The sequence below is a fragment of the Thalassospira sp. MCCC 1A02898 genome, from assembly GCF_001618185.1.
Lineage (GTDB): Bacteria > Pseudomonadota > Alphaproteobacteria > Rhodospirillales > Thalassospiraceae > Thalassospira > Thalassospira tepidiphila.
In genome coordinates, this window is the sequence record NZ_LPXK01000001.1 from 100,810 (window position 1) to 124,372 (window position 23,563).

The window sequence follows — 23,563 nt, forward strand, 5'->3', positions numbered from 1 at the left end:
AGGTCGTCAGTTAGGCAGCACCGCCAACGGTGCCGGCCGGATGGTTTACGTCGGCTGATTTCTCGGAACCTTTGAACAGGTTACGGAAGAAGGAGCCTACGAATTCAGCGCGCAGCTGCTGACCTTTACGTACACCTGCCTCGATTTCGGTGGTGGAGATGTAACGGGTGGTGATTTCTTCGTAAGTGGCCATGGTGACCTCCTAAAATTTCGTTCGTTGCGACGCCGTGTCGCTCTCGATGAACTCAATCTAATTTCCTTTACGGGGAAAGAGAATTACCTCAATATGCACATTACTTGTGAATGTCCGTCATAAATAGGAAAGCTGAATATGGATCGCGCCGCGGAAATGGAAATCTTTGTCCATGCAGTCGAGGAAGGAAGTTTCTCGGCCGCTGCCCGGACAATGCGTCTGTCACCGTCAGCTGTTTCGAAATACATCTCGCGCCTTGAAGATCGCCTGGGTGCCCGTCTTTTGATGCGCACCACCCGTCAGCTCAGCCTGACAGAGGAAGGCCGCGCCTTTTATGAGCGCGCCCGCACGATCCTAAACGAGATCGAGGAAGCCGAAGAAGTCGTCACCCAGCTTTATGCCGCCCCGCGCGGCACCTTGCGCATCAACGCATCGGTCGCCTTCACCAAAATGCAGGTGGTGCCGCTGATCCCGGAATTTCTGGCGCGCTATCCCGATGTGCGGATTGAGCTGACCCTTGATGACAAATTCACCGATCTGGTCAACGATGGCTATGACCTTGCCATTCGCCTCTCGGCACTCGAAGACTCGTCGCTGATTGCGCGTAAATATGCGGTCAACCGGCGCATGATCGTCGCATCGCCGGAATACCTTGAAAAGAACGGTATCCCGCGCAAGCCGCAGGACCTTGAAAACCATAACTGTCTGCATCTGTCGTCACGCGAAAGCTTTAACGACTGGCACTTTGAAACGCCCGATGGTCATGTGGCCTTCCGCGCACAGGGCTCGTTCTCGGCCAATGACGGTGACGTGCTCCATGAGGCTGTTCTGGCCGGGCTGGGCATGGCGCGATTGGCCGAATATCTGGTGCATGAAGATATCCGCACCGGCCGTCTGACCCCGGTTCTGACCGAATATGTCCATGATCAGGCGTGGATTTCGGCGGTATATCCGCATAAACGCCACCTCTCGCCTAAGGTCCGCGCCTTTGTTGACTTCCTGGCCGAAAAATTCACCCCGGTCCCGCCGTGGGAGCTTGGCTTCCGCGATGCCCGTGCGGTGCGCCGCAACAGTGACGGCACCACCGACACCAGCAAAACCGCCCGCGACGTTGGCAAATAGCTGATAGGCACCCGGCCTAGAAGCCAAGCGCCTTCTGATAGGCCGCAAAGTCAAAGCGGAACTGCCATTCCGACGAATTGGAAAGATCATCCAGAATGCGGCTTTCGCCTGTGCGCGCAAAGCCGCATTTTTCATAGAACCGATGCCCGGCCTCAAACCGCGTATCGGTCCACAGCATCACCGTTTCGCATTCGGGATGCGTCTGGCCAAGCCAGGCCAACGCCTTGGCCATCAGTTTTTGTGCCATGCCGCGCCCACGCACAGCCGGGTGCAGATAAACCTTGTGAAGCTCGCCTTCGCGGCTGGCCACGTCATACTTAACCCCGAAACAGCCCAGAACCCGGTCGTGGTCATCGACCGCAACCCAGATCCGGCCGTCATCGGCCTTGAAGTCATCGGCAATCGCATCAAGTTCGGGGAATTCGGCGGTGCGATCAAACACGCACCCCGGATAATCGGCAAAAACCAGCGCGATCAGATCGGCAATGCCATCGCCATCGCGGTTAAAGGCAGGCCGGATCGTCACATCACCACCGGTATGTGCCGTGATATTTGCCATCAGCCGAGCTTTACGCCCTTGGCCAGCTTGTCATAGCCTCGCAGGACCGCGTCGGTATCCATCACCGATTTGCCCGGTCGCTGAATACGGGTCGGACGCAGCGCACCGGTGCCACAGCCAATCGTCAACTTGTCATCAAGGATCTCACCCACCGGCCCGGACTGATCCATCACCTCGGCCGCCTGCACCTTGATCCGTTCGTTACCGAGTTCGAAATAGGCCCCCGGCCACGGGGTAAAGGCGCGAATTTTGCGCTCGAGTGCAGCGGCATCATCGGCAAAATCAAGCTTGGCCTCGGCGCGTTCAAGCTTGGCGGCATAAGTCACGCCCTCATCCGGCTGCTTGGTGGCAACAAGCTCCCCCTTGGGCAGTTTTTCAAGCGCCTCGACAATCATCTTGCCACCAAGTTCCGCCAGATCATCATGAAGCGCATTGGCATAGGTTTCCGCCGTGATCGGCAGTTCGCCAACTAGCAGCATGTCGCCGGTATCAAGCCCGACATCCATCTGCATGATGGTCACCCCGGTCGCCGCATCCCCGGCCAGAATGGCGCGCTGGATCGGCGCCGCCCCGCGCCAGCGCGGCAGAAGCGACGCGTGAATATTGAGACACCCAAATTTCGGCGCATCAAGAATGGCTTTCGGCAGGATCAGACCATAGGCCGCGACCACCGCAACATCGAGATCAAGATCGGCAAAGGCCTTCTGTTCCTCGGCCGATTTCAGCGACACCGGATGGCGGACCTCAATCCCCTGCGCGGCGGCCCAGGCATGCACCGGGCTTGGCGTTTCCTTGTGCCCGCGGCCGGCCGGACGCGGCGGCTGTGAATAGACGCAAACCACGTCATGACCCGCCGCCACCAGATCCTTAAGCGCCACAAGGGCAAAGTCCGGGGTTCCCATAAAGGCAATGCGCAGCTTGGTCATATCACTCGTCCATTCATCTTTTGAGTCGTCTGGCGGCAATTTGGCGTTATCCTGCCCAAATGACAAGCCAAGCCTTACCTCAATCGCCGAAATACCCGGTCAGCCACATCTGGCATGCGGACTGGAGCCTGTCGGCCAAGGGCCGCTGGGTCGCCAAAGCCAGGCGCACCGATACTGGCTGGCAAATCCACGCCATCGAGCCGGTCGGGATGCTCCATCAATTTCGCCAATCGCTTGCCGCGCATGGCAAGAAGGACGCGCTCTGGCTTGGCCTTGATATGCCCATCGGCTTTCTTGACGCGTGGTATGATGGCGCGAATGTCAAAGACTTCACATCCTTGCTCGGATTGCTTGAAACCGATGAATGGCAGGAATTCTTTGAAGTCTGCCAATCACCGGATGAAATCCGGCATACCCGGCCATTCTATCCGCAAAGCTCTGGCATTAAGGGCAGCGTGAAACGCGATCATCTGATCAAGGCACTGGGCCTGGCCGATTTCAACGCACTTCATCGCGCCTGCGAATTTCCAACCACCCAACGCAACGCTGCCTGCCCGCCCTTCTGGACGCTTGGCGCCAATCAGGTCGGCAAAGGCATGCTGCATGGCCTCAAAAACCTGATCATGCCGGGATATGCCGATGGATTTAACATCTGGCCGTTTTCGGGCGATCTTGAAAGCCTTTGCAAATCCCCCGGCGTCACCCTGATTGAAACCTATCCCGGCGAAATCTACGGTTGGCTTTCTGATACAAGTGAGTTGACTAAATCAATTCAACCCAGCCGCAAAAAATACCTGCACAAGCTCCGCGATAACGCGCAAACCAAAGGCATTGAAATCAATCGTGCGGTCTGGGACGACATCAAGGATGGCTTTGGGCCGGACCACGGCAAGGACGATGCCTTTGACGCCCTGATTGGTGTAATGGGCTTGATCGAAATCGCCGAGGGCCGCCGCCCCGAACATCTGCCCCGCACACCAAGCATTCTGAACCGCGAGGGCTGGATCGTCGGGCTGGATCCGAACGACATAAAACCCCGCAAATAGTAACCCACACAAAACAAAAGGGCCGGAAAACCGGCCCTTCGCATGCGTTTCGGATCAAACGTCTCAGGCAGACTTTTTGGTTTTCTGCAGCTTCTGGACTTTTTTCAGGATCATGTTGCGCTTAAGCGCGCTGAGATAGTCGGTGAATAGCACGCCATCAAGGTGATCAATCTCGTGCTGGATGCAGGTCGCAAGCAACCCGTCCGCCTCGATCTCGTGCGTTTCGCCGTTTTCATCCATGTAACGCATGCCGACTTCGGCCGGGCGTTCGACATCGGCATATTGTTCCGGGATCGACAGGCAGCCTTCCTGATAGATCGAGGTTTCCTCAGATTCCCAAATGATCTCCGGATTGATCAGCTTCAGCGGTTCCGGCTTGTCCTTGTCATCGGACACATCCATGACCACCACGCGTTTCATCACACCGATCTGCGGTGCCGCAAGGCCAATGCCCGGTGCCGCATACATGGTTTCAAGCATGTCATTCAGAAGGGTCTTGATCTCATCATTCACTTCCGTGACCGGTTCGCATTCCTTTTTCAGGCGCGGGTCTGGAACGATAAGAATTTCACGCAGGGCCATGGGTCTCTGATCCGGTTTCGAACTTGATGCAATATATTATTATAGCGAATTTCGCGCTTCGAGATAAGGTTTCCCCACGCCCAAGTCAAGCAAACAGCCCGATTTACCCGTGATGGCTGCCATGTCGCGCACAAGGGTTCTGCGCCCAAACCGGTTTGGTTCAATCCCCGGCGTCTGGCTTCGCAGCCTCTGGCCCGGCCAGCAATTCCGTCTTGGTGATTTCGCGGACATGGGTTTCCGACGGGGACGGTTCCTCGATCATGCGGTCATCTGAGACGATATGCTTTTCTTTAAGCTTGCGCGCCGACACCAGAACCGATCCTTCGAGTGACCCCAGCGTCTTGTTGTAATGCTTGACCGTACTTTCAAGCGATTTCCCCATCGATGAGAAATGCTTGGCAAGCGCACCCAGGCGGTCATAAAGCTGCAAGCCGATTTCACTGATATCGCGTGCGCTTTCGGCCAGCGCTTCCTGTCGCCAGCCATATGACACGGCCTTAAGCAGGCCCAGTAAGGTTGTCGGTGTTGCCAAAATCACCCCGTCGCGGAAGCTGTCCTCGATCAAACGCGGATCGCGTTCAAGGGCGGCCGAGAAGAAGCTTTCACCGGGCAGGAACAGCACGACAAATTCCGGACTGTCGACCGACTTCCAGTATGATTTTTTCGAGAGATCCGTGATCACCTTGCGCACATTGGTGACATAGGTCGCCATCAAGGCTTCGCGGCGATCGTCGTCATATTTCTCGTCAATCGCCTCAAGATAGGCCGATGTCGGGGCCTTGGCGTCGACCACGATATTCTTGCCGCCCGGCAGGTGAATGACCATGTCGGGTTTCTGGACACCTTCGTCGGTGTTGAAATGCACCTGTTCGTCAAAGTCGCAATGCTTGAGCATCCCGGCCAGTTCGACAATGCGCTTAAGCTGCAATTCGCCCCACTTGCCCGACACCGATGAACTCGACCGCAGGGCCGAGCTCAGCGTCTGGGTTTCCTTGGACAATTTGTGTTGCGATTGCACCAGGGTCCCGACCTGCTCACGCAGCTCGCCGTAAGCTTCCTTGCGGTTTTTTTCAAGTTCGTTAACCTTGGTATCAAAGGCTTCAAGCCGTTCCCGGATGGGTTTTACGATCCCGTCAATTGCCTGCTGGCGTTTTTCAAGATCGCCCTTGGCCCCTTCCTGCAGGCGCGAGAAGTTTTCACGCGCCAGCTTCATGAACTCGTCGTTATTGACCTTGAGCGCATCAGACGACAGGGCCTTGAAGCTATCAAGCAGCTTGGTCTTGGCATCTTCAAGCATCTCGAGTTTTTCCTTGGCCGCCTCGCGCTCTTTCTCAAGCGCGGTTTCAAGCTCGGATCCCTTTTCGCGCCAGTGATCAAGGGCGGTGCGAAGTTCCTTCATCTCGGCTTCAAGCACCGGCACCCGGTTGGCCGTGGTTTCGGCAATGGCGCGCTTTTCCGATGCCTCGGAAAGCTTTTCACGCATCTGGGCCACCTCGGTCGCAAGATCACGCCGGGTATTGTCTGCATGTTCAAGCTGGGACGCCAGAAGGGCTGTGCGCGACTCCGTCTCGGCCTCTGCGGCATCCTTGATGCGCTTGACCATCATGATGCTAAAGACAAGTGCCAGAACAGACGCGCCAAGCGCACCTGCTGCCAAAGAAATCGGATCCATTATCCCACCATTTGATTACGTGCTGGCTTCTTTGTATCTGTTTTGTTCCGTCAAATCCAGAACCGAACCAAGCTGGCCCCACACCCACGCCCGGAAAAAATGTAATCGGCTTCACTGGCGAAGCCCGGAATTTCGGATATATTTCAATTGGATAAGGGAACAGAACCAAGGATCGGCACCCAAGGCGGCCAAAGATGACGACCAAGCCAGCTGTTGCGGCAAACGCGCGCGAACCAACGTGCACCCGGCCAGGCCCGCCCCCGTCTTAAGTTGTATTCCCTCAATACTCTCTGCGCACTAGCATAGGGCGCAAGCGACAGGAGTAACTTTGCCGTGCCCGCCCCCTTTGAACGGGACCGATCACACACCGGACCGGGCAGCATGGCAAAGCAGGTTCTGAACCGCACCGAAATTACTGCATCGGACGGATGCCTTTTTCGAGCCCGTTGGAAAAGTCATCGAAAACACCCCGGTGCCGACCTAGAGACCACAGGAAACGAACAAGAGGCCACATATGTCTGCGAACGTTTATCCCGTACCTGACGACATCGCGAAGGGCGCTTTGATCGACAAGGCAAAATACGACGCCATGTACAAGCAGTCGGTCGAAGACCCGGAAGGCTTCTGGGGCGAACACGGCAAACGCATTGACTGGATCAAACCCTATAAAACCGTCAAAAACGTCAGCTACGACGCCAAAGACCTCTATATCAAATGGTATGAGGACGGGACGCTCAACGTCGCGGCCAACTGCCTTGACCGCCACCTTGAAAAGCGCGGCGACCAGACCGCGATTATCTTCGAGGGCGATGATCCCAACGTCTCCGAACACATCACCTATCGCGATCTTTATGAGCGCACGTGTCGTTTCGCCAACGCGCTGAAATCGATGGGCGTTGCCAAGGGTGATCGCGTTGTCATCTATCTGCCGATGATCCCCGAGGCCGCGGTTGCCATGCTGGCCTGCGCGCGTATCGGCGCGATCCATTCGATCGTCTTTGGCGGTTTCTCGCCCGAAGCGCTTGCTGGCCGCGTCGAGGATTGCGGTGCGAAAGTCGTTATCACGTCTGACGAAGGTCTGCGTGGTGGCCGCTCAGTCCCGCTTAAACGCAATGCGGATGAAGCCCTGTCGCATCCGGGTGTGAAATCGGTCGAGAAAATGGTCGTCGTCAAGCATACCGGCAAGGACGTTGCCTGGAACGATGCGCGCGACGTCTGGTATCATGAAGTTTGCGAAGCAGCCTCTACCGACTGCCCGCCGACCGAAGTCAACGCCGAAGACCCGCTGTTTGTTCTTTATACCTCGGGCTCGACCGGCAAGCCGAAGGGTGTTCTGCACACCTCGGGCGGTTACCTCGTTTACGCATCCATGACCCATGAATACGTCTTCGACTATCATGAAGGCGACATTTACTGGTGCACGGCCGATGTCGGCTGGGTCACCGGTCACAGCTATATCGTTTATGGTCCGCTGGCCAATGGTGCCACCACCCTGATGTTTGAAGGTGTGCCGAGCTATCCGGACGCATCGCGCTTCTGGCAGGTTTGCGAAAAGCACAAGGTCAACATCTTCTATACCGCACCGACCGCGATCCGTGCCCTGATGCGCGAAGGCGAAAGCTTTGTGAACAAGGCTGATCTGTCCAGCCTGCGCATCCTCGGTTCGGTGGGTGAGCCGATCAACCCGGAAGCCTGGGAATGGTATTACGAGCATGTCGGCAAAAAGAATTGCCCGATTGTCGATACCTGGTGGCAGACCGAAACCGGCGGCATCCTGATTACGCCGCTGCCGGGCGCGACCGACCTGAAACCGGGTTCGGCGACGCTTCCGTTCTTTGGTGTTCAGCCAGCCCTTCTGGATAACGAGGGCAAGGAACTGACTGGCGCAACCGATGGCAACCTTGTCATCAAGGACAGCTGGCCCGGTCAAATGCGTACGGTCTATGGTGACCATGAACGCTTCATTCAGACCTATTTCAGCACGTTCAAAAACGTCTACACCACCGGTGATGGCGCACGTCGCGATGATGATGGTTATTACTGGATCACCGGCCGTGTTGATGACGTGATCAACGTATCGGGTCACCGTATGGGCACCGCCGAAGTCGAAAGCGCACTGGTCGCGCATTCCAAGGTGGCCGAGGCCGCCGTGGTCGGCGTTCCGCACGACATCAAGGGTCAGGGCATCTATGCCTATGTCACGCTCAATGCCGGCGAAGAACCGACTGACGAACTGCGCGCCGAACTGGTCAAATGGGTCCGCAAGGAAATTGGCCCGATCGCAAGCCCCGACTTCATCCAGTGGTCGCCGGGTCTGCCGAAAACCCGTTCGGGCAAGATCATGCGCCGTATCCTGCGCAAGATTGCTGCCAACGAATATGATCAGCTTGGCGATACCTCGACCCTTGCCGATCCGGGTGTTGTCGATGACCTGATCGATAACCGCCAAAATCGCTAAGGTCTGAATCGTTAAGACCAAAACTCCGGCGGCCTCTCGTCGCCAGATACCCTTACACGGAAAGGCCCCTGCCAATGGTGGGGGCCTTTCTTGTATCCGGGCTGCAATCAGTACTGTAATCCGGATCGCTTCCGGGGCTCGACGAAACGTCCTATCAACGCAATAATCCCCAAACCGACAAGCCACCAAAAACACACATCAGCGGAGAACAGCACCGTGACACGCCCCACCCATAAAATCGCAGTCATCGCCGGCGACGGCATTGGAACCGAAGTCATGCCCGAAGGCATCCGCGTGCTTAAGGCCGCCGCCGAAGTGTTCGACCTCGATCTGGTGTTTAATGAATTCGAATTCGGCTCGTGCGACTACTATCAAAAGCACGGCCAAATGATGCCCGATGACTGGCGCGCACAGATCGAACCGCACGATGCGATCTTCTTTGGTGCGGTCGGCTGGCCCGATACGGTACCGGACCACATTTCGCTGTGGGGCTCGCTGATCATGTTCCGCCGCGACTTTGACCAGTATGTCAATTTGCGCCCGGCCAAACTGATGCCCGGTGTTCCATCGCCACTCGCCGGTCGCAAACCGGGTGACATTGATTTCTATGTCGTGCGCGAGAACACCGAAGGCGAATATTCCTCGGTCGGGGGCAAGATGTATCCCGGCACGGACCGTGAAATCGTCATTCAGGAAACCGTCATGTCGCGCACCGGCATTGATCGCATCCTGAAATATGCGTTCGAACTGGCCGAGAAACGCCCGCGCAAACATGTGACATCCGCCACCAAATCAAACGGCATTTCAATCACCATGCCCTATTGGGATGAACGCGTGATCGAAATGGCGAAAAACTATCCCGACGTCACCTGGGACAAATACCATATCGATATTCTGACCGCCCAGTTCGTGATGAACCCGGACCGCTTTGACGTCGTCGTGGCATCGAACCTGTTTGGCGATATCCTGTCTGACCTTGGCCCGGCCTGCACGGGCACAATCGGCATCGCGCCATCGGGAAACATCAACCCGGAACGCAAATTCCCCTCCCTGTTCGAACCGGTCCATGGTTCGGCCCCGGATATTGCGGGCAAGGGCATTGCCAACCCGATCGGGCAAATCTGGTCAGGGGCAATGATGCTTGATCACCTCGGCCACACCGATGCCCATGATGCGATCATGCGCGCGATTGAGGCCGTCCTGCTCGATGAAAACCTGCGTACCGCCGACCTTGGCGGCAAGGCCAATACCGTCACCTGCGGCGAGGCAATCGCCAAGGCGCTGCGCGACAACGCCTGAGGCGAAAAACAGCCGAACTGCTTGAAAACATGGCCTGATCCCTGCCAACCGGGGATCAGGCTTTTCGCGTTTGGCACCACGTCCACGCTCACACCCTAGACACAAGCATGTGAATTCGCCGGATCGGATTTTTGCTTTACTGAGTAATTGAACACTCATTCCAGAAATCGGTCAGGAGGGTCTGGTGTCGTTCCTTGCCTCTATGTCTTTGCGTCGCGTCATCCCGACGACAATCGCCATTTTGGCAATCGTCGCTGCTGCCACCACGGCCCTTTCAAGTTATCTGATTGCGCGCGATGCGTTGAATATGGGGGCCACCGAAAAGCTCTCCGCCGTTGTCAGTGCGCGGCAAAGCGAACTGGATGGCTATTTCCGATCCATCGAACAGGATCTGGTGTTGCAGTCTTCGAGCCCTGCGCTGCGCCAATCGATCACTATTTTTGATTTTGCTTGGTCCGATCTGGGCAGCAGTGCAATGGCAACTTTGCACGATCTCTACATCAAACAAAATCCACATAACGCCTCTGAACGAGACATGCTCGACAAGGCGGCGGATGGCTCTACCTATTCTGACATCCACAAACAGTATCACCCGTGGCTTCGCCAATTGCGGCGCGAACGTTCCTATGGCGATATCTATCTGATCGCAACACAGGGCAGTGTCCTTTACAGTGTCTCGAAAACTGACGATTTCTCAATCGACCTTAGTCAGGATGCCTATGCATCGACCGGTTTGGGGCGGGCCTTTGTCGCTGCCAGCAATGCAGAGCCGGGAGCCGTCAGTTTCATCGATTTCAGCCAATATACCCTTGCCGATGTTCAGCCTTCTGCCTTTATGGCAGCCCCCGTCTATGACGAAGCGGGCAGCAACCTGATCGGCGTTATGGCCGTTCGTATTCCGGTAGACCGCATCAACAATACATTGCAGGGCGCACAGGGCCTTGGGGAAACGGGCGATACGTATCTTGTCGGTGCAGATGGATTGATGCGCAACGACACCCGCCTGATGAACGAACCAACCAGCCTTCGGCGCGAAATCCGCGCAGCCCCGGTCGACCGCGCACTTGCTGGTGAAACAGGCACCATGACGGTTGATGATTTCGGCGGGACAGAGGTGGTCTCGGCCTATACCCCGCTGGAAATCCTCGGCTCCCGGCTAGCCCTTGTTGCAACAGTTTCCGCCGATGAAGTGTTCGCACCGACGATCAACATGCGCAATGCTTCCTTGCTGATCCTTGTCATTGTCGCCGCCATTGCCACCATTGTCGGCTGGTCTTTGGGTCGGGGCATCACGCGCCCACTGACCCATGCAGTAAGCATGATGGAACAGCTGGCCGCGGGGAAACTCGACGCCGAAATCCCCCCGACCAAAGGCAACAATGCCATCGCGCGCATCATGCAGGCCTTGGCCAATTTCAAAGAGAGCCTTCTGGAAAATGATCGCCTGACCCGTCAGCGCGAAGAGGAAAACCGCGAAAAACTTGCACGTGCTACCGCCGTTGCAAATGCAGTCGATACTTTCCGCACCCGTGCGGACAATGTTGTTCAGGCGCTGTGCCATGCATCGGAATCGATGGGCAATACGGCCAATGTCATGTCCGGTGCAGTTTCTGACACAACCCACCTTGCAAGCGGTGTCGTGACAATTGTCGAACGTGCGTCTGACAACATCAATTCCGTCGCCAGTGCCGCGACGCAACTGTCATCCTCGGTCGCGGAAATCGGTGATCATGTCCGAACCTCAAGCACCATCGCCCAAGGTGCCGTCACCCGGACAGAACACAGCAACCGGCTGGTCCAAAGCCTGTCGGAAAGTACGGTTAAAATCGGCGAAGTCATCACGCTGATCAGTGATATCGCATCCCAGACCAACCTTCTGGCCCTCAATGCGACGATTGAGGCAGCCCGGGCGGGTGAAGCCGGCAAAGGTTTTGCCGTGGTCGCCAACGAAGTCAAAAACCTTGCCGCGCAAACCAGTCGCGCAACCGGCGAAATCAGCGAGCAGATCCTGGCCATTCAGGAGGCCACCCAGGAATCCGTCACAGCCATGCGCGATATTTCCGAGGTCATTGATGAAATCAACTCGATCTCGAACACGGTGGCCCAGGCTGTCACCCAGCAGGGTGAAGCCACCAGCAATATCGCGCTTCGCGCCCGCGACACCGCACAGGGCACACGCGAAGTCCTCGACAGCATCAATGGTGTTCAAAGTGCCGCCTGCAAAAGTGAAAACGCAACCCGCGATGTAACCAACGCAGCAGATGAACTTTCCGTTCAGGCGGCAAATCTGCGCAGCGAGATCGACCTGTTCCTCGCAGCGATCCAGATCGACGAGCGCGCCACCGGCTAGCAACATCGGCAAAAGTTTTGTGGCCTCCGCCAAACTGCGCCTGCCGGGACTTCAGTGCCCGGCAGTTTTTTTATCCGTCCGGCGCTTGCCAAAATGCCTTGGCAAATCCGTGTCACGGTTGTGCCAATCTTTAAATTGGTATAGGTACAGCCTGCTGCGACGCAGCAACGAACGGGATGGTCTTGGGGAGACCTGTCGCTGAATTTCCGGCTGACGGATCATGAAGACCGCCTGATGACATTCCAGCCCGCGGGACAATCAATCGCCAGATCAGGCGATTGCGCGGTCGGGCTTGACCGAGACGGAGATTTTCTGTGAATAGCGATTTTCTGCCGCGTTTGCGGGCTGAATGGCTTGGCAACATTCGCGCCGATGTGCTTTCGGGCCTTGTGGTTGCGCTGGCCCTGATCCCTGAGGCGATTGCCTTTTCCATCATTGCCGGTGTTGACCCGAAGGTCGGGCTTTATGCTTCCTTCTCGATTGCCGTGATCACCGCCATCTTTGGCGGCCGTCCGGGCATGATTTCGGCGGCCACCGCCGCCACCGCCGTTCTGATGGGATCGCTTGTCCGTGAACACGGGCTGGATTATCTGCTGGCCGCGACCGTTCTGGCCGGTGTCATTCAGATGCTGGCCGGTGCCCTTCGTCTTGGCTCTCTGATGCGCTTTGTCTCCAAGTCGGTCATGACCGGCTTTGTCAATGCGCTCGCCATCCTGATCTTCATGGCCCAGCTGCCGGAACTGACCAATGTCAGCCCCATGACCTATGTGATGGTCGCAGGCGGCCTTGCCATCATTTATCTGTTCCCGCGCATCACCAAGGTCATCCCGTCGCCGCTGATTTGCATCATCGTTCTGACCGGCTTGTCATTCTTTATCGATGCCGATCTGCGCACCGTGGGCGATATGGGCGCGCTTCCTGATGCCTTCCCGGCGATCTATTTCCCGGATGTGCCGCTTAATCTTGATACCTTCCTGATCATCCTGCCCTATTCGGCGGCGGTCGCGGCTGTGGGTCTTCTGGAAAGTCTGATGACGGCCCAGATCGTTGATGATCTGACCGACACAACATCCAACCGCACGCGCGAATGCTATGGCCAGGGGATCGCCAACTTCTTTACCGGCTTTATCGGCGGTATGGCGGGTTGCGCGATGATCGGCCAGTCGGTGATCAACGTCAAATCGGGTGGCCGTTGCCGTCTGTCGACCTTCCTTGCCGGGATTTTCCTTTTGATCCTGATTGTGGTTCTGGGCGATCTGGTGGCGATCATTCCGATGGCCGCCCTTGTCGCCATCATGATCATGGTGTCGATCGGGACATTCAGCTGGTCCTCGATCAAGGACCTCAGGACCCATCCGCGCAGCTCGTCGATCGTGATGCTGGCAACCGTGATCACGGTGGTGGGGTCGCACAACCTTGCAATCGGTGTTCTGGTCGGTGTCTTGCTTTCGGGTATTTTCTTTGCTTGGAAGATCGCGCAGATTTTCCGTGTCACCAGCACGCTTTCGCCCGACAGCACGCACCGCACCTATGAAGTGCGCGGCCAGATTTTCTTTGCCTCGGTCGAAGATTTCACCAAGGCGTTTGATTTCCGCGAAGCGCTCGACAAGGTCACGATTGATGTCAGCCACGCGCATATCTGGGACATTTCAAGTGTTGCAGCCCTTGATATGGTCGTGCTCAAATTCCGCCGTGAAGGGGCCGAAGTCGAGTTGATCGGTCTCAATGAAGCCAGCGAGACAATCGTCGATAAACTGGCCATCCACGATAAGCCCGGCGCGCTTGAACGCCTGATGGGCCACTAGGGAAACTGGGAAAGGAAGACGATCCATGACACATCTGATCGCACTGATCGATGGATCAGGCTATTCGCAAAGTGTATGCGACCTGACCCGCTGGGTGGCAGAACGCACCGACGCATCGGTTGAACTGATGCACGTGCTGGGCCGGCGCAACACCGATTCCGAACCGGCAGACCTGAGTGGCAGCCTCAAACTCGGTGCCCGTTCAGCGCTGCTGAAAGAGCTGGCCGATCTGGACGAGCAGAAAAACAAGCTCGAACTCAAACGCGGTCGTTTGCTGCTTGAAGAAGCCAAAACCGGGCTTGAGGAAAAGGGTGTCGCCACCGTCACCACCAAGCTTCGCCATGGCGATCTGATCGAAACCATTGCCGAATTCGAAGGTGATGCCGATCTGATCCTGGTTGGCAAACGCGGTGAAGCCGCCGATTTCGCCAAACTGCATCTGGGCTCCAACCTTGAACGGGTTGTGCGTTCGGCCAAAAAGCCGGTGCTTGTCGCATCGCGTGCGTTCAAGCCGATCAACAAATTCCTGATTGCCTTTGATGGCGGTGAAAGCGCGATGAAGGCCGTGCGCCACATCGCATCGGGCAAACTGTTTACCGGTCTGCCCTGCACGTTGCTTTCGGTTGGCAAACCCAATGACACCTTGCAGGAAAAGCTTGATGACGCGGCAACCATCCTGCGCAAGGCGGGGTACGATGTTGATGCAGGCTTTGCTTCGGGCGAACCCGAAGACGTGATCAAGGACAAGATCGAAGCGGAAAATATCGATCTTCTGGTTATGGGCGCCTATGGCCATTCGCGCATCCGCAACCTGATCATTGGCAGCACCACCACCGAAATGGTCCGCTCCTGCCATGTGCCGGTGATGATGTTCCGCTAAGACCCATCCTGATCCGCGATCAAAGACCAAGCCCCGGCCAACCGACCGGGGCTTTTTTATGCCTGAAAGGTCCTTGATCGCGATCAAGGACGCCAAAAGCCTCCCGACCGGTAAAACTCATCGCACCCTTTCATTTGGTTCGAAGGATCAAGCATGTTGCGTTTTACCGTCACCACTTTGGCCACTTTGGCGGCTTTTGTCATGGCAACCCCATCTCATGGCGCGCCCTATGCCGTGGGTTTCACGGAAACCACCATCGCAGCAAGCGATGAGAACCGCGCATTGGTCGGTGCAATCTGGTATCCGACCAGCGATACAAACCCAGCCGTGCCTGTCGGCGAAAATCCGGTCTTTTTCGGCCAGATGGTGCAGCCTGATGCCGAAATTCAGGACGGACGTCATCCCCTGGTCGTGATGTCGCACGGGTTTGGCGGCAACTGGCGCAATCAGGGATGGCTTGCCAGGGAACTCGCCCGGGCGGGCTATGTGGTGGCGGCGATCAATCACCCCGGCACCACCAGCCGCGATGTCACCGCCGAAGTCGGATCCGCTTTGTGGCTCCGCCCGCGCGATATCAGTCACGTGATCACATCGCTGACCGATAATCCAACATGGACGTCTTCCATCGATCCGACCAACATCACGGTGATTGGTCATTCACTGGGCGGATGGACGGTGCTGGAGCTTGCCGGGGCGCGAATGGACATGGATCGGATGGATGACGAATGCCAAGCGCATCCCGAATTCGCCGCCTGTGATGGCCTCGCAACACTTGAGGTTGGCCGCACAATTGAAGATCGCGAAAAGCTGGCCGCCAACCTTAAAGATGAGCGGATCCGTGGTGCAATCTCGCTTGATCTTGGCCTTGCCCGTGGCTTTACCCCGGAAAGTCTGGCGGCCATCGACATCCCGGTTCTGGTCATTGCCGCCGGTGCGCCCAATCCCAAAATCCCCAAGGACCTTGAATCGGGTTATCTGATCGAACATTTGCCGGCCGATTTAACCCGTTACCATGATTTGCCCGGTGCAGCGCATTTCAGCTTCCTGCCTAAATGCAAGCCAAATGCCGCGATCCTCCTTGAACAGGACGTCCCGGGTGATGGCATCATCTGTCTTGATGGTGACGACGCAACCGATCGATCAGACCTGCATCAGCAAACCATCGCCCTTATTCTCGACTTTCTGCGTTCTCTGAAAACAGCTTCCTGATCGGACCGAACGGTTGATCGGGGGTCGGTTGATCAGGATTTGGGTTCGCGTCGCGATAAGCCCGTGGACCCATCCCGGTCACGCGGCCAAATTCGCGGTTAAAGTTCGATTTGGTCTGAAACCCGCAGTCAAACATGATTTCGGTTACCGGCTTATCAGTCGTTCGCAGCAGCATCTGCGCCTCAGCCACGCGGTATTCATTGACGACCTGTGACACATTGCGCCCGAACCGGCGGTTAATCGCCCCGGAAATCTGCCGGGCCGGGATCACCACCCGGCGCGCCAACCGATCCAGTGTCAGATCAGGATCGCGATACAGATGCTGCGCGCACATCACCTGATCGATTGCGGCAAGGATGGCATCATCCTCGGCGATATCGTTGTTGTCTTGCGGGTCGTCTCTTTGCTGCGCAGGTGCGGGTTCGGTCACGCTTTCAGTCAACTGCGTGGTCTGTGGACTAAGCCGCTCCAACCGGACCATCAGCAACGCCAGCACCACCAGAACAACCAGCTGCGCAGAGCCGACGATTGTGGCGACGTTTGTGCCCTGGGTGATGCTGAAATCAAGGGCGATCAACCCGTCGACCAAGGCCGAAAAGATCAGCGCCCCGCCAACCACGGCAACAATGCCCCGAACCGATCCGACATCGCCCAGCCGTGCCTGGGCAAAACGGTCTTCGCCGCGGCTGGCCAGCACCATCAGCGCAATACCATATCCGGCGAATTGCACAGCAATCAGGAAATCAACCTGGATATGCCATTGCCGCCAGGTCAGACTTGCGATGAAAATCGCCAGAACCGGGATAACATGCAGCCACCGCCATCTGGTTTGCGACCGTTCCTTTGAACCGAGTGCGGCAAAGCACATCCAGGCGATGGGTGGCAGCATCGCGGCAAACAAGGGGCGCAAGAAACGGAAAATCAGCAGATCAAATTGCCAGCGCAGCCCGACCATGATCACCAGCGCCAGACTGGCGGCAACGAAGATCCGCAGGCTCCGCCCAACCGGCCCGGCTGGCCCGCGCAGGGTCAGGCGCACCAGCAAAATCGCCAGCAACAAGGCAACAACAAAGGGCAACGGGATTTCAAACATAAGGCTTGGCACAATCTGGCATTTGGCAAACGTAACCTGATGTTTGTCCCGCGTGTCGCAGGGACGCGCAACAAAAAAGACCGCGATGACAGATCACCGCGGCCTTTGGATTTTGTTTAAATCCCAAACGGGACGTCGATCACCGCAGCAGGAAACGGCCCAGATTGTTATTGATCTGGCGTTCCATTTCGCGATCAAGATCCATCAAAAGGGCTGTGGTGGCGTCATAGACCGCCTGTTCGCGTTCGGCAACAGACATCGATTCCGAAAGCGTGCGCGACCGTTCCGCCATCGCGGTTACCTCGCCCTTCTGCATGCCATTGGGGTCGAGCAGCTCAAGCTTGGCTGCGACCTTAAGATCGATCTTGTCGGACTGATCGTCGGTAAAGACACCCTTGATGCCCTTGGTGGTTTTAAGCGCGTTCGAGGTCACCGAGGCCTCGGTCACGCTATAACGCAGCATGTCATTAGTGCCGGCAGTCTGGATGCGGTCATCGGGCCAGTTCATCGCCATACGGCCCAGATTGAACGGCAGGGACGACTGGATCGATCCATCCTCATTGTCCGACCAGGCCGCAACCTTTTCAATCGGACCGGCGGCAAAGACAATCGGATCAAGATGGCGCCATGTCACATCGGGATAAGTCGCAACCGGGCCGCTTGTGCAAGCCGCCATCAGCGCAAGTGCAGCCCCGGCAACAACGGCGCGCAGGCCCTTGATGGACATAACCGTCATGTCTTCGATCTCCTTTGATCAATCACACAGATAAAAAAACAACGCCACCATGGCGTACAAATTCCATGGTGACGTTGCTTGATGATTAAGGCAAGGCTGTGACGAACAATTAAGCCCCGAAGCCCCTGAAGCCGCTACTAGATTTTCGGCGATGCCGCTTCGGGATCATCTGCCTTGAGCTGACGCAGCTCCGCCTCGTTAAAACCATAACGCGTGTTACAGAACTGGCACGATACGCCAACTTCGCCGGTATCGGCTTCGCGCATCGACAGAAGCTCATCAAGCGGATAGGTCACAAGCGCGCCTTCGATCTTCTCGCGCGAACAACGGCATTTGAACTGAAGCGGTGTTTGTTCAAACACACGCGGTTCCTCGTCATGGAACAGGCGCCAGATCAGGTCATGGGCCGAAAGCGAAATATCAACCAGCTCGTTCTCAGTGGCACTGGCCATCAGGATGGTTGATCTGTTCCAGTCTTCAGATACCTTTTCGGCCTCTTCCGGGGTGCTCGCATCGCCCGATGCGCTGACCGGCATTTTTTGCAGGAACAGCCCGCCGACCCACCAGTCATCCGCCGTCTCGCCGCGATGCACTTCAAGCTTGAACGATGTTTCAAGCTGTTCGGACTGGCGGAAATAGGCCTCTGCACATTGCGCCAGCGTCTCGCCTTCAAGCGATACAATCCCCTGATAACGTTCGTGCTCGTCGCCCTGATCGACCGTGAAGGCAATATGCCCCCGTCCCATCAGTTTAAGAACCTGACCCCGAAGCGCATCCTCGCCGCCTTCTTCCTCGGCAATCATCGCCTTCAGGCGTTCTTCATCGACCCGAAGGCAGGCGCGCACATTGCCATCGCTATCGACATCAACCACCAGCATGCTGATCGGCCCGTCCGAGCTGGTCTGAAGGGTAAACAGGCCTTCATATTTCAGCGAGGACGACAACAGCACGGCAAGGCCGATGATCTCGGAAAGCAGATGGTTGGCAAGCGCAGGATAGGTGTGCTGCCCGATGATGGTCTGCACCGTCGGGCCCAGGCGCGTGAAGCGGCCACGGATGTTGGAATGATCCAGCGTGAAGGGCTGGCAAAAATCGACAGCAATCTGCATTTTCAGCTTCCGCGTTTTTACGTGTTGCGGGGCGTATAACAACTGCACCCCCGCATTGTCGAGGTGCCAGTGTAAAGACCCTGGACGAAAACACCTGACAGCATAGCAAAGGGCGGCCAATGCCGCCCTTCAAATTCGATATGGCTTATTTAGGGGCCATAACCCGGATGGCAAGCCTTACGACGGCAAACCATTCAGGCAATACAGCAAAACACCCTTTTGCGCATGCAGGCGGTTTTCCGCCTCGTCAAACACAACCGATTGTGGCCCGTCAATCACCGCGTCGGTGACTTCTTCATTCCGATGTGCAGGCAGACAATGCAGGAAGATCGCATCATCCTTGGCCTGTGCCATGGTGGTTTCATTGATCTGATAGGGCGAAAGGGCCTCCATCCGGGCGTCGTAATCTTCATCGCCCATCGACACCCAGCAATCGGTGACCACAACATCGGCACCGGCCAAGGCACTGTCCATATCGGTCAGGCGCACTTTGCCGCCTTCGGCATTGGCGGTTTCAATCAGACCCTGATTGGGGCGATAGCCCGCCGGGCACGCCATATCGAGTGCAAAGCCGAACTTCGGCGATGCATGAATGAACGATGCCGAGACGTTATTGCCATCACCAACCCAGGCGAACTTGAGGCCATCAAGCTTGCCCTTGTGTTCCTTGACGGTCATCAGATCGGCCATGATCTGGCACGGGTGGCTCTGATCGGTAAGCCCGTTGATCACCGGCACGGTGGCATATTGCGCCAACTCATGCAGTTTCGACTCATCGGTCGTTCGGATCATGATAGCATCGACAAAGCGCGACAGAACGCGTGCGGTATCGGCAATGGTTTCCCCGCGGCCAAGCTGGCTGCTGTCAGCATCAAGGGTCACCACATCACCGCCAAGCTGGCGCATGCCAACTTCGAACGACACGCGCGTACGGGTCGATGGCTTTTCAAAAATCAAAGCCAAGGTCTTGCCCGCAAGCGGCTTTACCCCGAACGGGGCTTTCCCGGCCTTCTCTGAGTCGCCAAGGGCGAGAATATCCTTAAGCTCGCTTGCCGACATTTTGTCGAGATCGAGAAAATGGCGAATATCAGTCATAGTCAAATTTCCTTCCGCGCCCTTATTTGCGCATTATTTACCAAGGGCGGCAGCGGCTGCATCAATGGCAACCAGCGCTTCGTCAACATGGGTTTTGGTGATGTTAAGCGGCGGAATGATACGCACCACATTGTCGCCTGCCGGCACGGTCAAAAGATTGAACTCGCGCAGTTTGGCAACAACATCAACATTGGCCGGTTTGGTTTTCATCCCCAACAGCAGGCCCATGCCACGCACTTCTTCGATAAAGCCCGGATGCTTGCGTGCAATCACCTCAAGGCCATCAACAATCAGGCGGCTCATTTCCAGAACATGATCCATGAAACCGGGTTTCAGGACCTCATCCAGCACCGCATTGGCAGCCGCCGTTGCAAGCTGGTTACCGCCAAAGGTCGTGCCATGCATGCCGGGCGTAAAGGCAGCGGCTGCCTTTTCATTGGCAAGCAGTGCCCCGATCGGGAAGCCACCGCCAAGTCCCTTGGCCGAGGAAATGATATCAGGCTCCATGTCCGACCATTGATAGGCAAACAGTTTGCCCGTCCGACCAATGCCCGTCTGAACCTCGTCAAACATCACCAGCATGCCGAATTCATCGGCTGCCTTGCGCACACCCTCAAGATACCCGTCCGGCGCGCGGCAAATGCCGCCTTCGCCCTGGATCGGCTCAAGGATGATACCGCCGGTATTGGGCGTGATCGCATTGCGCAGCTCGTTCAGGTTACCAAACGCCACACGATCAAAGCCATCGGGCATCGGCCCGAAACCTTCGCGGTATTTCTCGCTGTAGCCTGCGGTCAGGGTGCCAAGGGTCCTTCCATGAAACGCATTGGTCGCAACCAGAATGCGGTTCTTTTCCGGATGGCCCGACACATACTGATACCGACGCAGCATCTTGATGCCCGCTTCATTCGCCTCGGCACCCGAATTACAGAAAAACACCGTATCGGCAAAACTGTTCTCAATCAGCCGCTTGGCCAGCTTTTCCTGCCCCGGCATCTGATACAGGTTCGAGGTATGCCAAAGCTTGCCAACCTGCTCAGTCAGTTTCGCCACCAGATGCGGGTGCGAATGACCAAGCGTGTTGACCGCGATCCCCGACCCGAAATCAAGGAATCGTCGGCCGTCCTGCGCATAGAGATAAGGTCCTTCACCTTTCTCAAAGGCCAAATCGGCCCGCGCGTAGGTCGGCATGACGGGAGTAATCACTTTCTTATTCCTCAATTCGGGTAAAATTCACATTCCTGACCAATTGGTCAAGCTCCAGCGGACTGCTGGGAAGCCGAGGAGTATCAAGAGATTCACCGACCCTGTCAACGCCGCAAAAGCACGTACGGTGGTGTTTTAAAAATGGTCATCAAAATGAAAAAGGACGGCATCCGTCTCGGAATACCGTCCTTTATGGTTTGGCAATCGGATCGGCGCTTAGGCCTTAAGCTTGTAGCCGGTTTTGATCATGCGATAGCACAGCAGCCAAAGGGCCGCATTGACTAGGGCAAGAACCACCACACCGGTCATGATCGTGCCATCGGAAATCCCGGTAAAGCCATAACGGAACCCGTCAATCATGTAGAAGAACGGGTTGAAATGCACCAGAACCTGACCGGCTTCGGGCAGGCTTTCCGCACTGTAAAACGTGCCCGACAGGAAGGATAACGGGGTCACGACAAAGTTGGTCACAACCGCGATATGGTCAAACTTCTCGGCCCAGACACCACCCGCAATCCCCAAAAGCGACAGCATCAAGGATGCCGAAATCCCGAAATACAGGATCGCCCAGATGTTATGGATTGCGACATCGACAAAGAACGACATGAAAATCGCGGTAACCAGACCAACGATCATGCCACGCGTTACCGCGCCAAAGGCAAAACCGGCAACCATTTCGCCAGCCGACAGCGGCGGCATCAACACATCGACGATATTGCCCTGTACCTTGGCAATCGTGATCGAGCTTGAGGAGTTGGCAAAGGCGTTTTGCACCATGGTCATCATGATCAGACCAGGTGCGAGGAAGGTGGCAAACGGAATGCCATTGACCATTTCAACCGCACGGCCAAGGGCCAGCAGGAAAACAGCAAGAAACAGCAGGCTGGTGACAACCGGCGCACCGATGGTTTGCAAATGCACATTCAGGAACCGACGGACTTCTTTGGCATAAAGGGTCCAAAGTCCAAGCCAGTTCACAGCCCCCATATAGCGCGGGGCAAGAGCACGTTGCTCTGACTCGTTCATGGAATTTCCTTCGGAAAAATGCAGACAATTGCGCGTAAAATAGGGAGAGTGGGGGCATACTTGCAAGGGTGTGAATTCATTCATAGTGTCAGTCATGCACGACAAACATCGCCAAAGCCCGGAAACCAGCGACTCTGCGCGCGAAAAAAAGCCCGCCGGAAATGCGCGTTTTTCCAACCAGTCCGGCAAAAAGTCGAAAGCCAGGTCGCATGAGCCCAAACGCCCGCGCAAGGTCACCCGCGACTATCTGATGAATTATGCCACCTGGTATCTCGAACGCTTCGCCGCCTCGCGCGCCCGGCTTGAAACATTGATGCGCGGTAAAATCCGCCTCTCAGTCGCCGAACACGGCACCGACCCCGAAGAAGCGGTGCAATGGATGAATTCGGTTTTGTCGGTCTGCGAAAAGGCCGGCTTCATCAATGACGATGCCTATGCCAAGGGCCGGGCGCGATCGCTGCTCAGGCGCGGCAAGGCACTTCGCGTCATTGCCGCCGATCTGTCCGCGCGGGGCATTGCCAGTGATCAGGTCGATGCCGCACTGACCGAACTTCGGGCCGAGGCCGATGACGCCGCCTATGAAGAAGTGCGTGGCACCGATCCCAACATTGCCGCCGCCGCCGCCTATGCCCGTCGCCGTCGTCTTGGCCCATGGCGCCGGTCTGATATCCGCGATGAAAAACGCGAAAAGGATATGGCCGCCCTCGCCCGTCAGGGCTTTGGCTATGACACCGCCACCCGCATCATCAATAGCGAGATCGAAGAGCTCGAAGACCTGCTCTCGATGATTGACGGGATTTGATTGCGTCCGCAAAGACCGCTATCAATGAACAAATCCATTTTGATACGGAGACCCAACCATGATGGTCCGCATCTACCACAATCCGCGCTGCTCCAAATCGCGCCAGACCTTGGCCATGATCGAAGAACAGGGCATCACGCCTGACGTGATCGCCTATCTCGACACCCCGCCCACCCCACAGGAACTCTCGGGCATCCTTGATATGCTCGGCATGAAACCCGAGGACATCCTGCGCAAGAAGGAGGCCAAAGAAGAAGGCATTGCCGATCTGCGTGGCGACGAGTTGATCGAGGCGCTTTGCGCCCATCCACGCGCCCTTGAACGCCCGATTGTGGTCAATGGCGACAAGGCCGTTCTCGGCCGTCCGCCGGAAAACGCGCTGGAAATTCTTTAGT

At 56.6% G+C, this 23,563-nt stretch carries 21 protein-coding genes; 10 read left to right on the forward strand and 11 right to left on the reverse strand.

Annotated features, from left to right (window positions below):
• Positions 1 to 10: 10 nt before the first annotated feature.
• On the reverse strand, positions 11 to 193 hold the full coding sequence (locus AUQ41_RS00480) for a hypothetical protein (RefSeq protein WP_008889045.1): 183 nt from the start codon (positions 191 to 193) through the stop codon (positions 11 to 13).
• Between the two features lie 138 nt (positions 194 to 331).
• Between AUQ41_RS00480 and AUQ41_RS00485 the strand changes: the two genes are divergently transcribed.
• A complete protein-coding gene (locus AUQ41_RS00485; protein WP_008889044.1) occupies positions 332 to 1,315 on the forward strand; it encodes a LysR family transcriptional regulator in 984 nt (327 codons plus the stop codon).
• Positions 1,316 to 1,331: 16 nt separating this feature from the next.
• On the opposite strand, the gene AUQ41_RS00490 is transcribed toward AUQ41_RS00485, so the two are convergent.
• Both AUQ41_RS00490 and fmt read right to left on the reverse strand, forming a co-directional pair.
• Complete coding sequence (locus AUQ41_RS00490; RefSeq protein ID WP_063085828.1) at positions 1,332 to 1,874, reverse strand: GNAT family N-acetyltransferase; 543 nt, start codon at positions 1,872 to 1,874, stop codon at positions 1,332 to 1,334.
• Positions 1,874 to 2,800, reverse strand: coding sequence for a methionyl-tRNA formyltransferase (fmt, locus tag AUQ41_RS00495; protein ID WP_063085830.1), 927 nt, complete (start codon positions 2,798 to 2,800; stop codon positions 1,874 to 1,876). Before fmt ends, AUQ41_RS00490 begins: the two co-directional genes overlap by 1 nt.
• Before the next feature lie 59 nt (positions 2,801 to 2,859).
• On the opposite strand from fmt, the gene AUQ41_RS00500 reads away from it, so the two are divergent.
• A complete protein-coding gene (locus tag AUQ41_RS00500) occupies positions 2,860 to 3,846 on the forward strand; it encodes a hypothetical protein (RefSeq protein WP_063085833.1) in 987 nt (328 codons plus the stop codon).
• A 63-nt stretch (positions 3,847 to 3,909) separates the two neighbouring features.
• Here AUQ41_RS00500 and def read toward each other — a convergent pair whose 3' ends face one another.
• Complete coding sequence (gene def / locus AUQ41_RS00505; protein ID WP_063085836.1) at positions 3,910 to 4,428, reverse strand: peptide deformylase; 519 nt, start codon at positions 4,426 to 4,428, stop codon at positions 3,910 to 3,912.
• Between the two features lie 160 nt (positions 4,429 to 4,588).
• Positions 4,589 to 6,100 carry a DNA recombination protein RmuC gene (rmuC, locus tag AUQ41_RS00510; protein WP_063085839.1) on the reverse strand — a complete coding sequence of 504 codons (1,512 nt, stop codon included), beginning with the start codon at positions 6,098 to 6,100 and terminating at the stop codon, positions 4,589 to 4,591.
• Positions 6,101 to 6,614: 514 nt separating this feature from the next.
• Here rmuC and acs point away from each other — a divergent pair.
• The 6 genes from acs (at position 6,615) to AUQ41_RS00540 (ending at position 16,101) form a co-directional block, all read left to right on the forward strand.
• On the forward strand, positions 6,615 to 8,558 hold the full coding sequence (acs, locus tag AUQ41_RS00515; protein ID WP_008889038.1) for an acetate--CoA ligase: 1,944 nt from the start codon (positions 6,615 to 6,617) through the stop codon (positions 8,556 to 8,558).
• 216 nt (positions 8,559 to 8,774) lie between these two features.
• Entirely contained in the window at positions 8,775 to 9,857 is a 1,083-nt protein-coding gene (locus tag AUQ41_RS00520) for a tartrate dehydrogenase (RefSeq protein ID WP_063085842.1), read from the forward strand.
• Between the two features lie 184 nt (positions 9,858 to 10,041).
• Positions 10,042 to 12,207 carry a methyl-accepting chemotaxis protein gene (locus AUQ41_RS00525; protein ID WP_143588760.1) on the forward strand — a complete coding sequence of 722 codons (2,166 nt, stop codon included), beginning with the start codon at positions 10,042 to 10,044 and terminating at the stop codon, positions 12,205 to 12,207.
• A gap of 314 nt (positions 12,208 to 12,521) precedes the next feature.
• Positions 12,522 to 14,012 (forward strand): SulP family inorganic anion transporter, encoded by a 1,491-nt coding sequence (locus AUQ41_RS00530; protein WP_198155599.1) that lies wholly within the window; start codon positions 12,522 to 12,524, stop codon positions 14,010 to 14,012.
• A gap of 25 nt (positions 14,013 to 14,037) precedes the next feature.
• Entirely contained in the window at positions 14,038 to 14,892 is an 855-nt protein-coding gene (locus tag AUQ41_RS00535; RefSeq protein ID WP_063085847.1) for a universal stress protein, read from the forward strand.
• Between the two features lie 201 nt (positions 14,893 to 15,093).
• The gene (locus tag AUQ41_RS00540) at positions 15,094 to 16,101 is read left to right on the forward strand and encodes an alpha/beta fold hydrolase (protein ID WP_168173431.1); all 1,008 of its coding nucleotides are present in this window, start codon (positions 15,094 to 15,096) and stop codon (positions 16,099 to 16,101) included.
• On the opposite strand, the gene AUQ41_RS21090 is transcribed toward AUQ41_RS00540, so the two are convergent.
• From AUQ41_RS21090 to AUQ41_RS00570, 6 genes are all read right to left on the reverse strand, one after another.
• A complete protein-coding gene (locus AUQ41_RS21090) occupies positions 16,061 to 17,194 on the reverse strand; it encodes an AraC family transcriptional regulator (RefSeq protein WP_063085853.1) in 1,134 nt (377 codons plus the stop codon). The two genes, AUQ41_RS00540 and AUQ41_RS21090, sit on opposite strands and share 41 nt — an antisense overlap.
• A gap of 139 nt (positions 17,195 to 17,333) precedes the next feature.
• Positions 17,334 to 17,930 (reverse strand): hypothetical protein, encoded by a 597-nt coding sequence (locus tag AUQ41_RS00550; RefSeq protein ID WP_063085856.1) that lies wholly within the window; start codon positions 17,928 to 17,930, stop codon positions 17,334 to 17,336.
• 137 nt (positions 17,931 to 18,067) lie between these two features.
• Complete coding sequence (locus tag AUQ41_RS00555) at positions 18,068 to 19,039, reverse strand: Hsp33 family molecular chaperone HslO (protein ID WP_063085858.1); 972 nt, start codon at positions 19,037 to 19,039, stop codon at positions 18,068 to 18,070.
• Between the two features lie 177 nt (positions 19,040 to 19,216).
• On the reverse strand, positions 19,217 to 20,134 hold the full coding sequence (gene argF / locus AUQ41_RS00560) for an ornithine carbamoyltransferase (protein ID WP_063085861.1): 918 nt from the start codon (positions 20,132 to 20,134) through the stop codon (positions 19,217 to 19,219).
• A 33-nt stretch (positions 20,135 to 20,167) separates the two neighbouring features.
• Positions 20,168 to 21,325 (reverse strand): aspartate aminotransferase family protein, encoded by a 1,158-nt coding sequence (locus AUQ41_RS00565; RefSeq protein WP_063085864.1) that lies wholly within the window; start codon positions 21,323 to 21,325, stop codon positions 20,168 to 20,170.
• A gap of 231 nt (positions 21,326 to 21,556) precedes the next feature.
• Positions 21,557 to 22,366: an ABC transporter permease gene (locus AUQ41_RS00570; RefSeq protein WP_008889022.1), complete on the reverse strand. Its 810-nt coding sequence runs from the start codon at positions 22,364 to 22,366 to the stop codon at positions 21,557 to 21,559.
• Positions 22,367 to 22,460: 94 nt separating this feature from the next.
• Between AUQ41_RS00570 and AUQ41_RS00575 the strand changes: the two genes are divergently transcribed.
• Positions 22,461 to 23,168, forward strand: coding sequence for a regulatory protein RecX (locus tag AUQ41_RS00575; protein ID WP_063085867.1), 708 nt, complete (start codon positions 22,461 to 22,463; stop codon positions 23,166 to 23,168).
• Between the two features lie 58 nt (positions 23,169 to 23,226).
• A complete protein-coding gene (gene arsC, locus AUQ41_RS00580) occupies positions 23,227 to 23,562 on the forward strand; it encodes an arsenate reductase (glutaredoxin) (protein WP_063085870.1) in 336 nt (111 codons plus the stop codon).
• Position 23,563: the final 1 nt, after the last annotated feature.

Bases quoted from the DNA above. Each gene is read 5' to 3' on its own strand.
- AUQ41_RS00480 (WP_008889045.1), bottom strand. From the start codon at position 193: ATGGCCACTTACGAAGAAATCACCACCCGTTACATCTCCACCACCGAA.
- AUQ41_RS00485 (WP_008889044.1), top strand. From the start codon at position 332: ATGGATCGCGCCGCGGAAATGGAAATCTTTGTCCATGCAGTCGAGGAA.
- AUQ41_RS00490 (WP_063085828.1), bottom strand. From the start codon at position 1,874: ATGGCAAATATCACGGCACATACCGGTGGTGATGTGACGATCCGGCCT.
- fmt (WP_063085830.1), bottom strand. From the start codon at position 2,800: ATGACCAAGCTGCGCATTGCCTTTATGGGAACCCCGGACTTTGCCCTT.
- AUQ41_RS00500 (WP_063085833.1), top strand. From the start codon at position 2,860: ATGACAAGCCAAGCCTTACCTCAATCGCCGAAATACCCGGTCAGCCAC.
- def (WP_063085836.1), bottom strand. From the start codon at position 4,428: ATGGCCCTGCGTGAAATTCTTATCGTTCCAGACCCGCGCCTGAAAAAG.
- rmuC (WP_063085839.1), bottom strand. From the start codon at position 6,100: ATGGATCCGATTTCTTTGGCAGCAGGTGCGCTTGGCGCGTCTGTTCTG.
- acs (WP_008889038.1), top strand. From the start codon at position 6,615: ATGTCTGCGAACGTTTATCCCGTACCTGACGACATCGCGAAGGGCGCT.
- AUQ41_RS00535 (WP_063085847.1), top strand. From the start codon at position 14,038: ATGACACATCTGATCGCACTGATCGATGGATCAGGCTATTCGCAAAGT.
- AUQ41_RS00540 (WP_168173431.1), top strand. From the start codon at position 15,094: ATGGCAACCCCATCTCATGGCGCGCCCTATGCCGTGGGTTTCACGGAA.
- AUQ41_RS21090 (WP_063085853.1), bottom strand. From the start codon at position 17,194: ATGTTTGAAATCCCGTTGCCCTTTGTTGTTGCCTTGTTGCTGGCGATT.
- AUQ41_RS00550 (WP_063085856.1), bottom strand. From the start codon at position 17,930: ATGACGGTTATGTCCATCAAGGGCCTGCGCGCCGTTGTTGCCGGGGCT.
- AUQ41_RS00555 (WP_063085858.1), bottom strand. From the start codon at position 19,039: ATGCAGATTGCTGTCGATTTTTGCCAGCCCTTCACGCTGGATCATTCC.
- argF (WP_063085861.1), bottom strand. From the start codon at position 20,134: ATGACTGATATTCGCCATTTTCTCGATCTCGACAAAATGTCGGCAAGC.
- AUQ41_RS00565 (WP_063085864.1), bottom strand. From the start codon at position 21,325: ATGCCGACCTACGCGCGGGCCGATTTGGCCTTTGAGAAAGGTGAAGGA.
- AUQ41_RS00570 (WP_008889022.1), bottom strand. From the start codon at position 22,366: ATGAACGAGTCAGAGCAACGTGCTCTTGCCCCGCGCTATATGGGGGCT.
- AUQ41_RS00575 (WP_063085867.1), top strand. From the start codon at position 22,461: ATGCACGACAAACATCGCCAAAGCCCGGAAACCAGCGACTCTGCGCGC.
- arsC (WP_063085870.1), top strand. From the start codon at position 23,227: ATGATGGTCCGCATCTACCACAATCCGCGCTGCTCCAAATCGCGCCAG.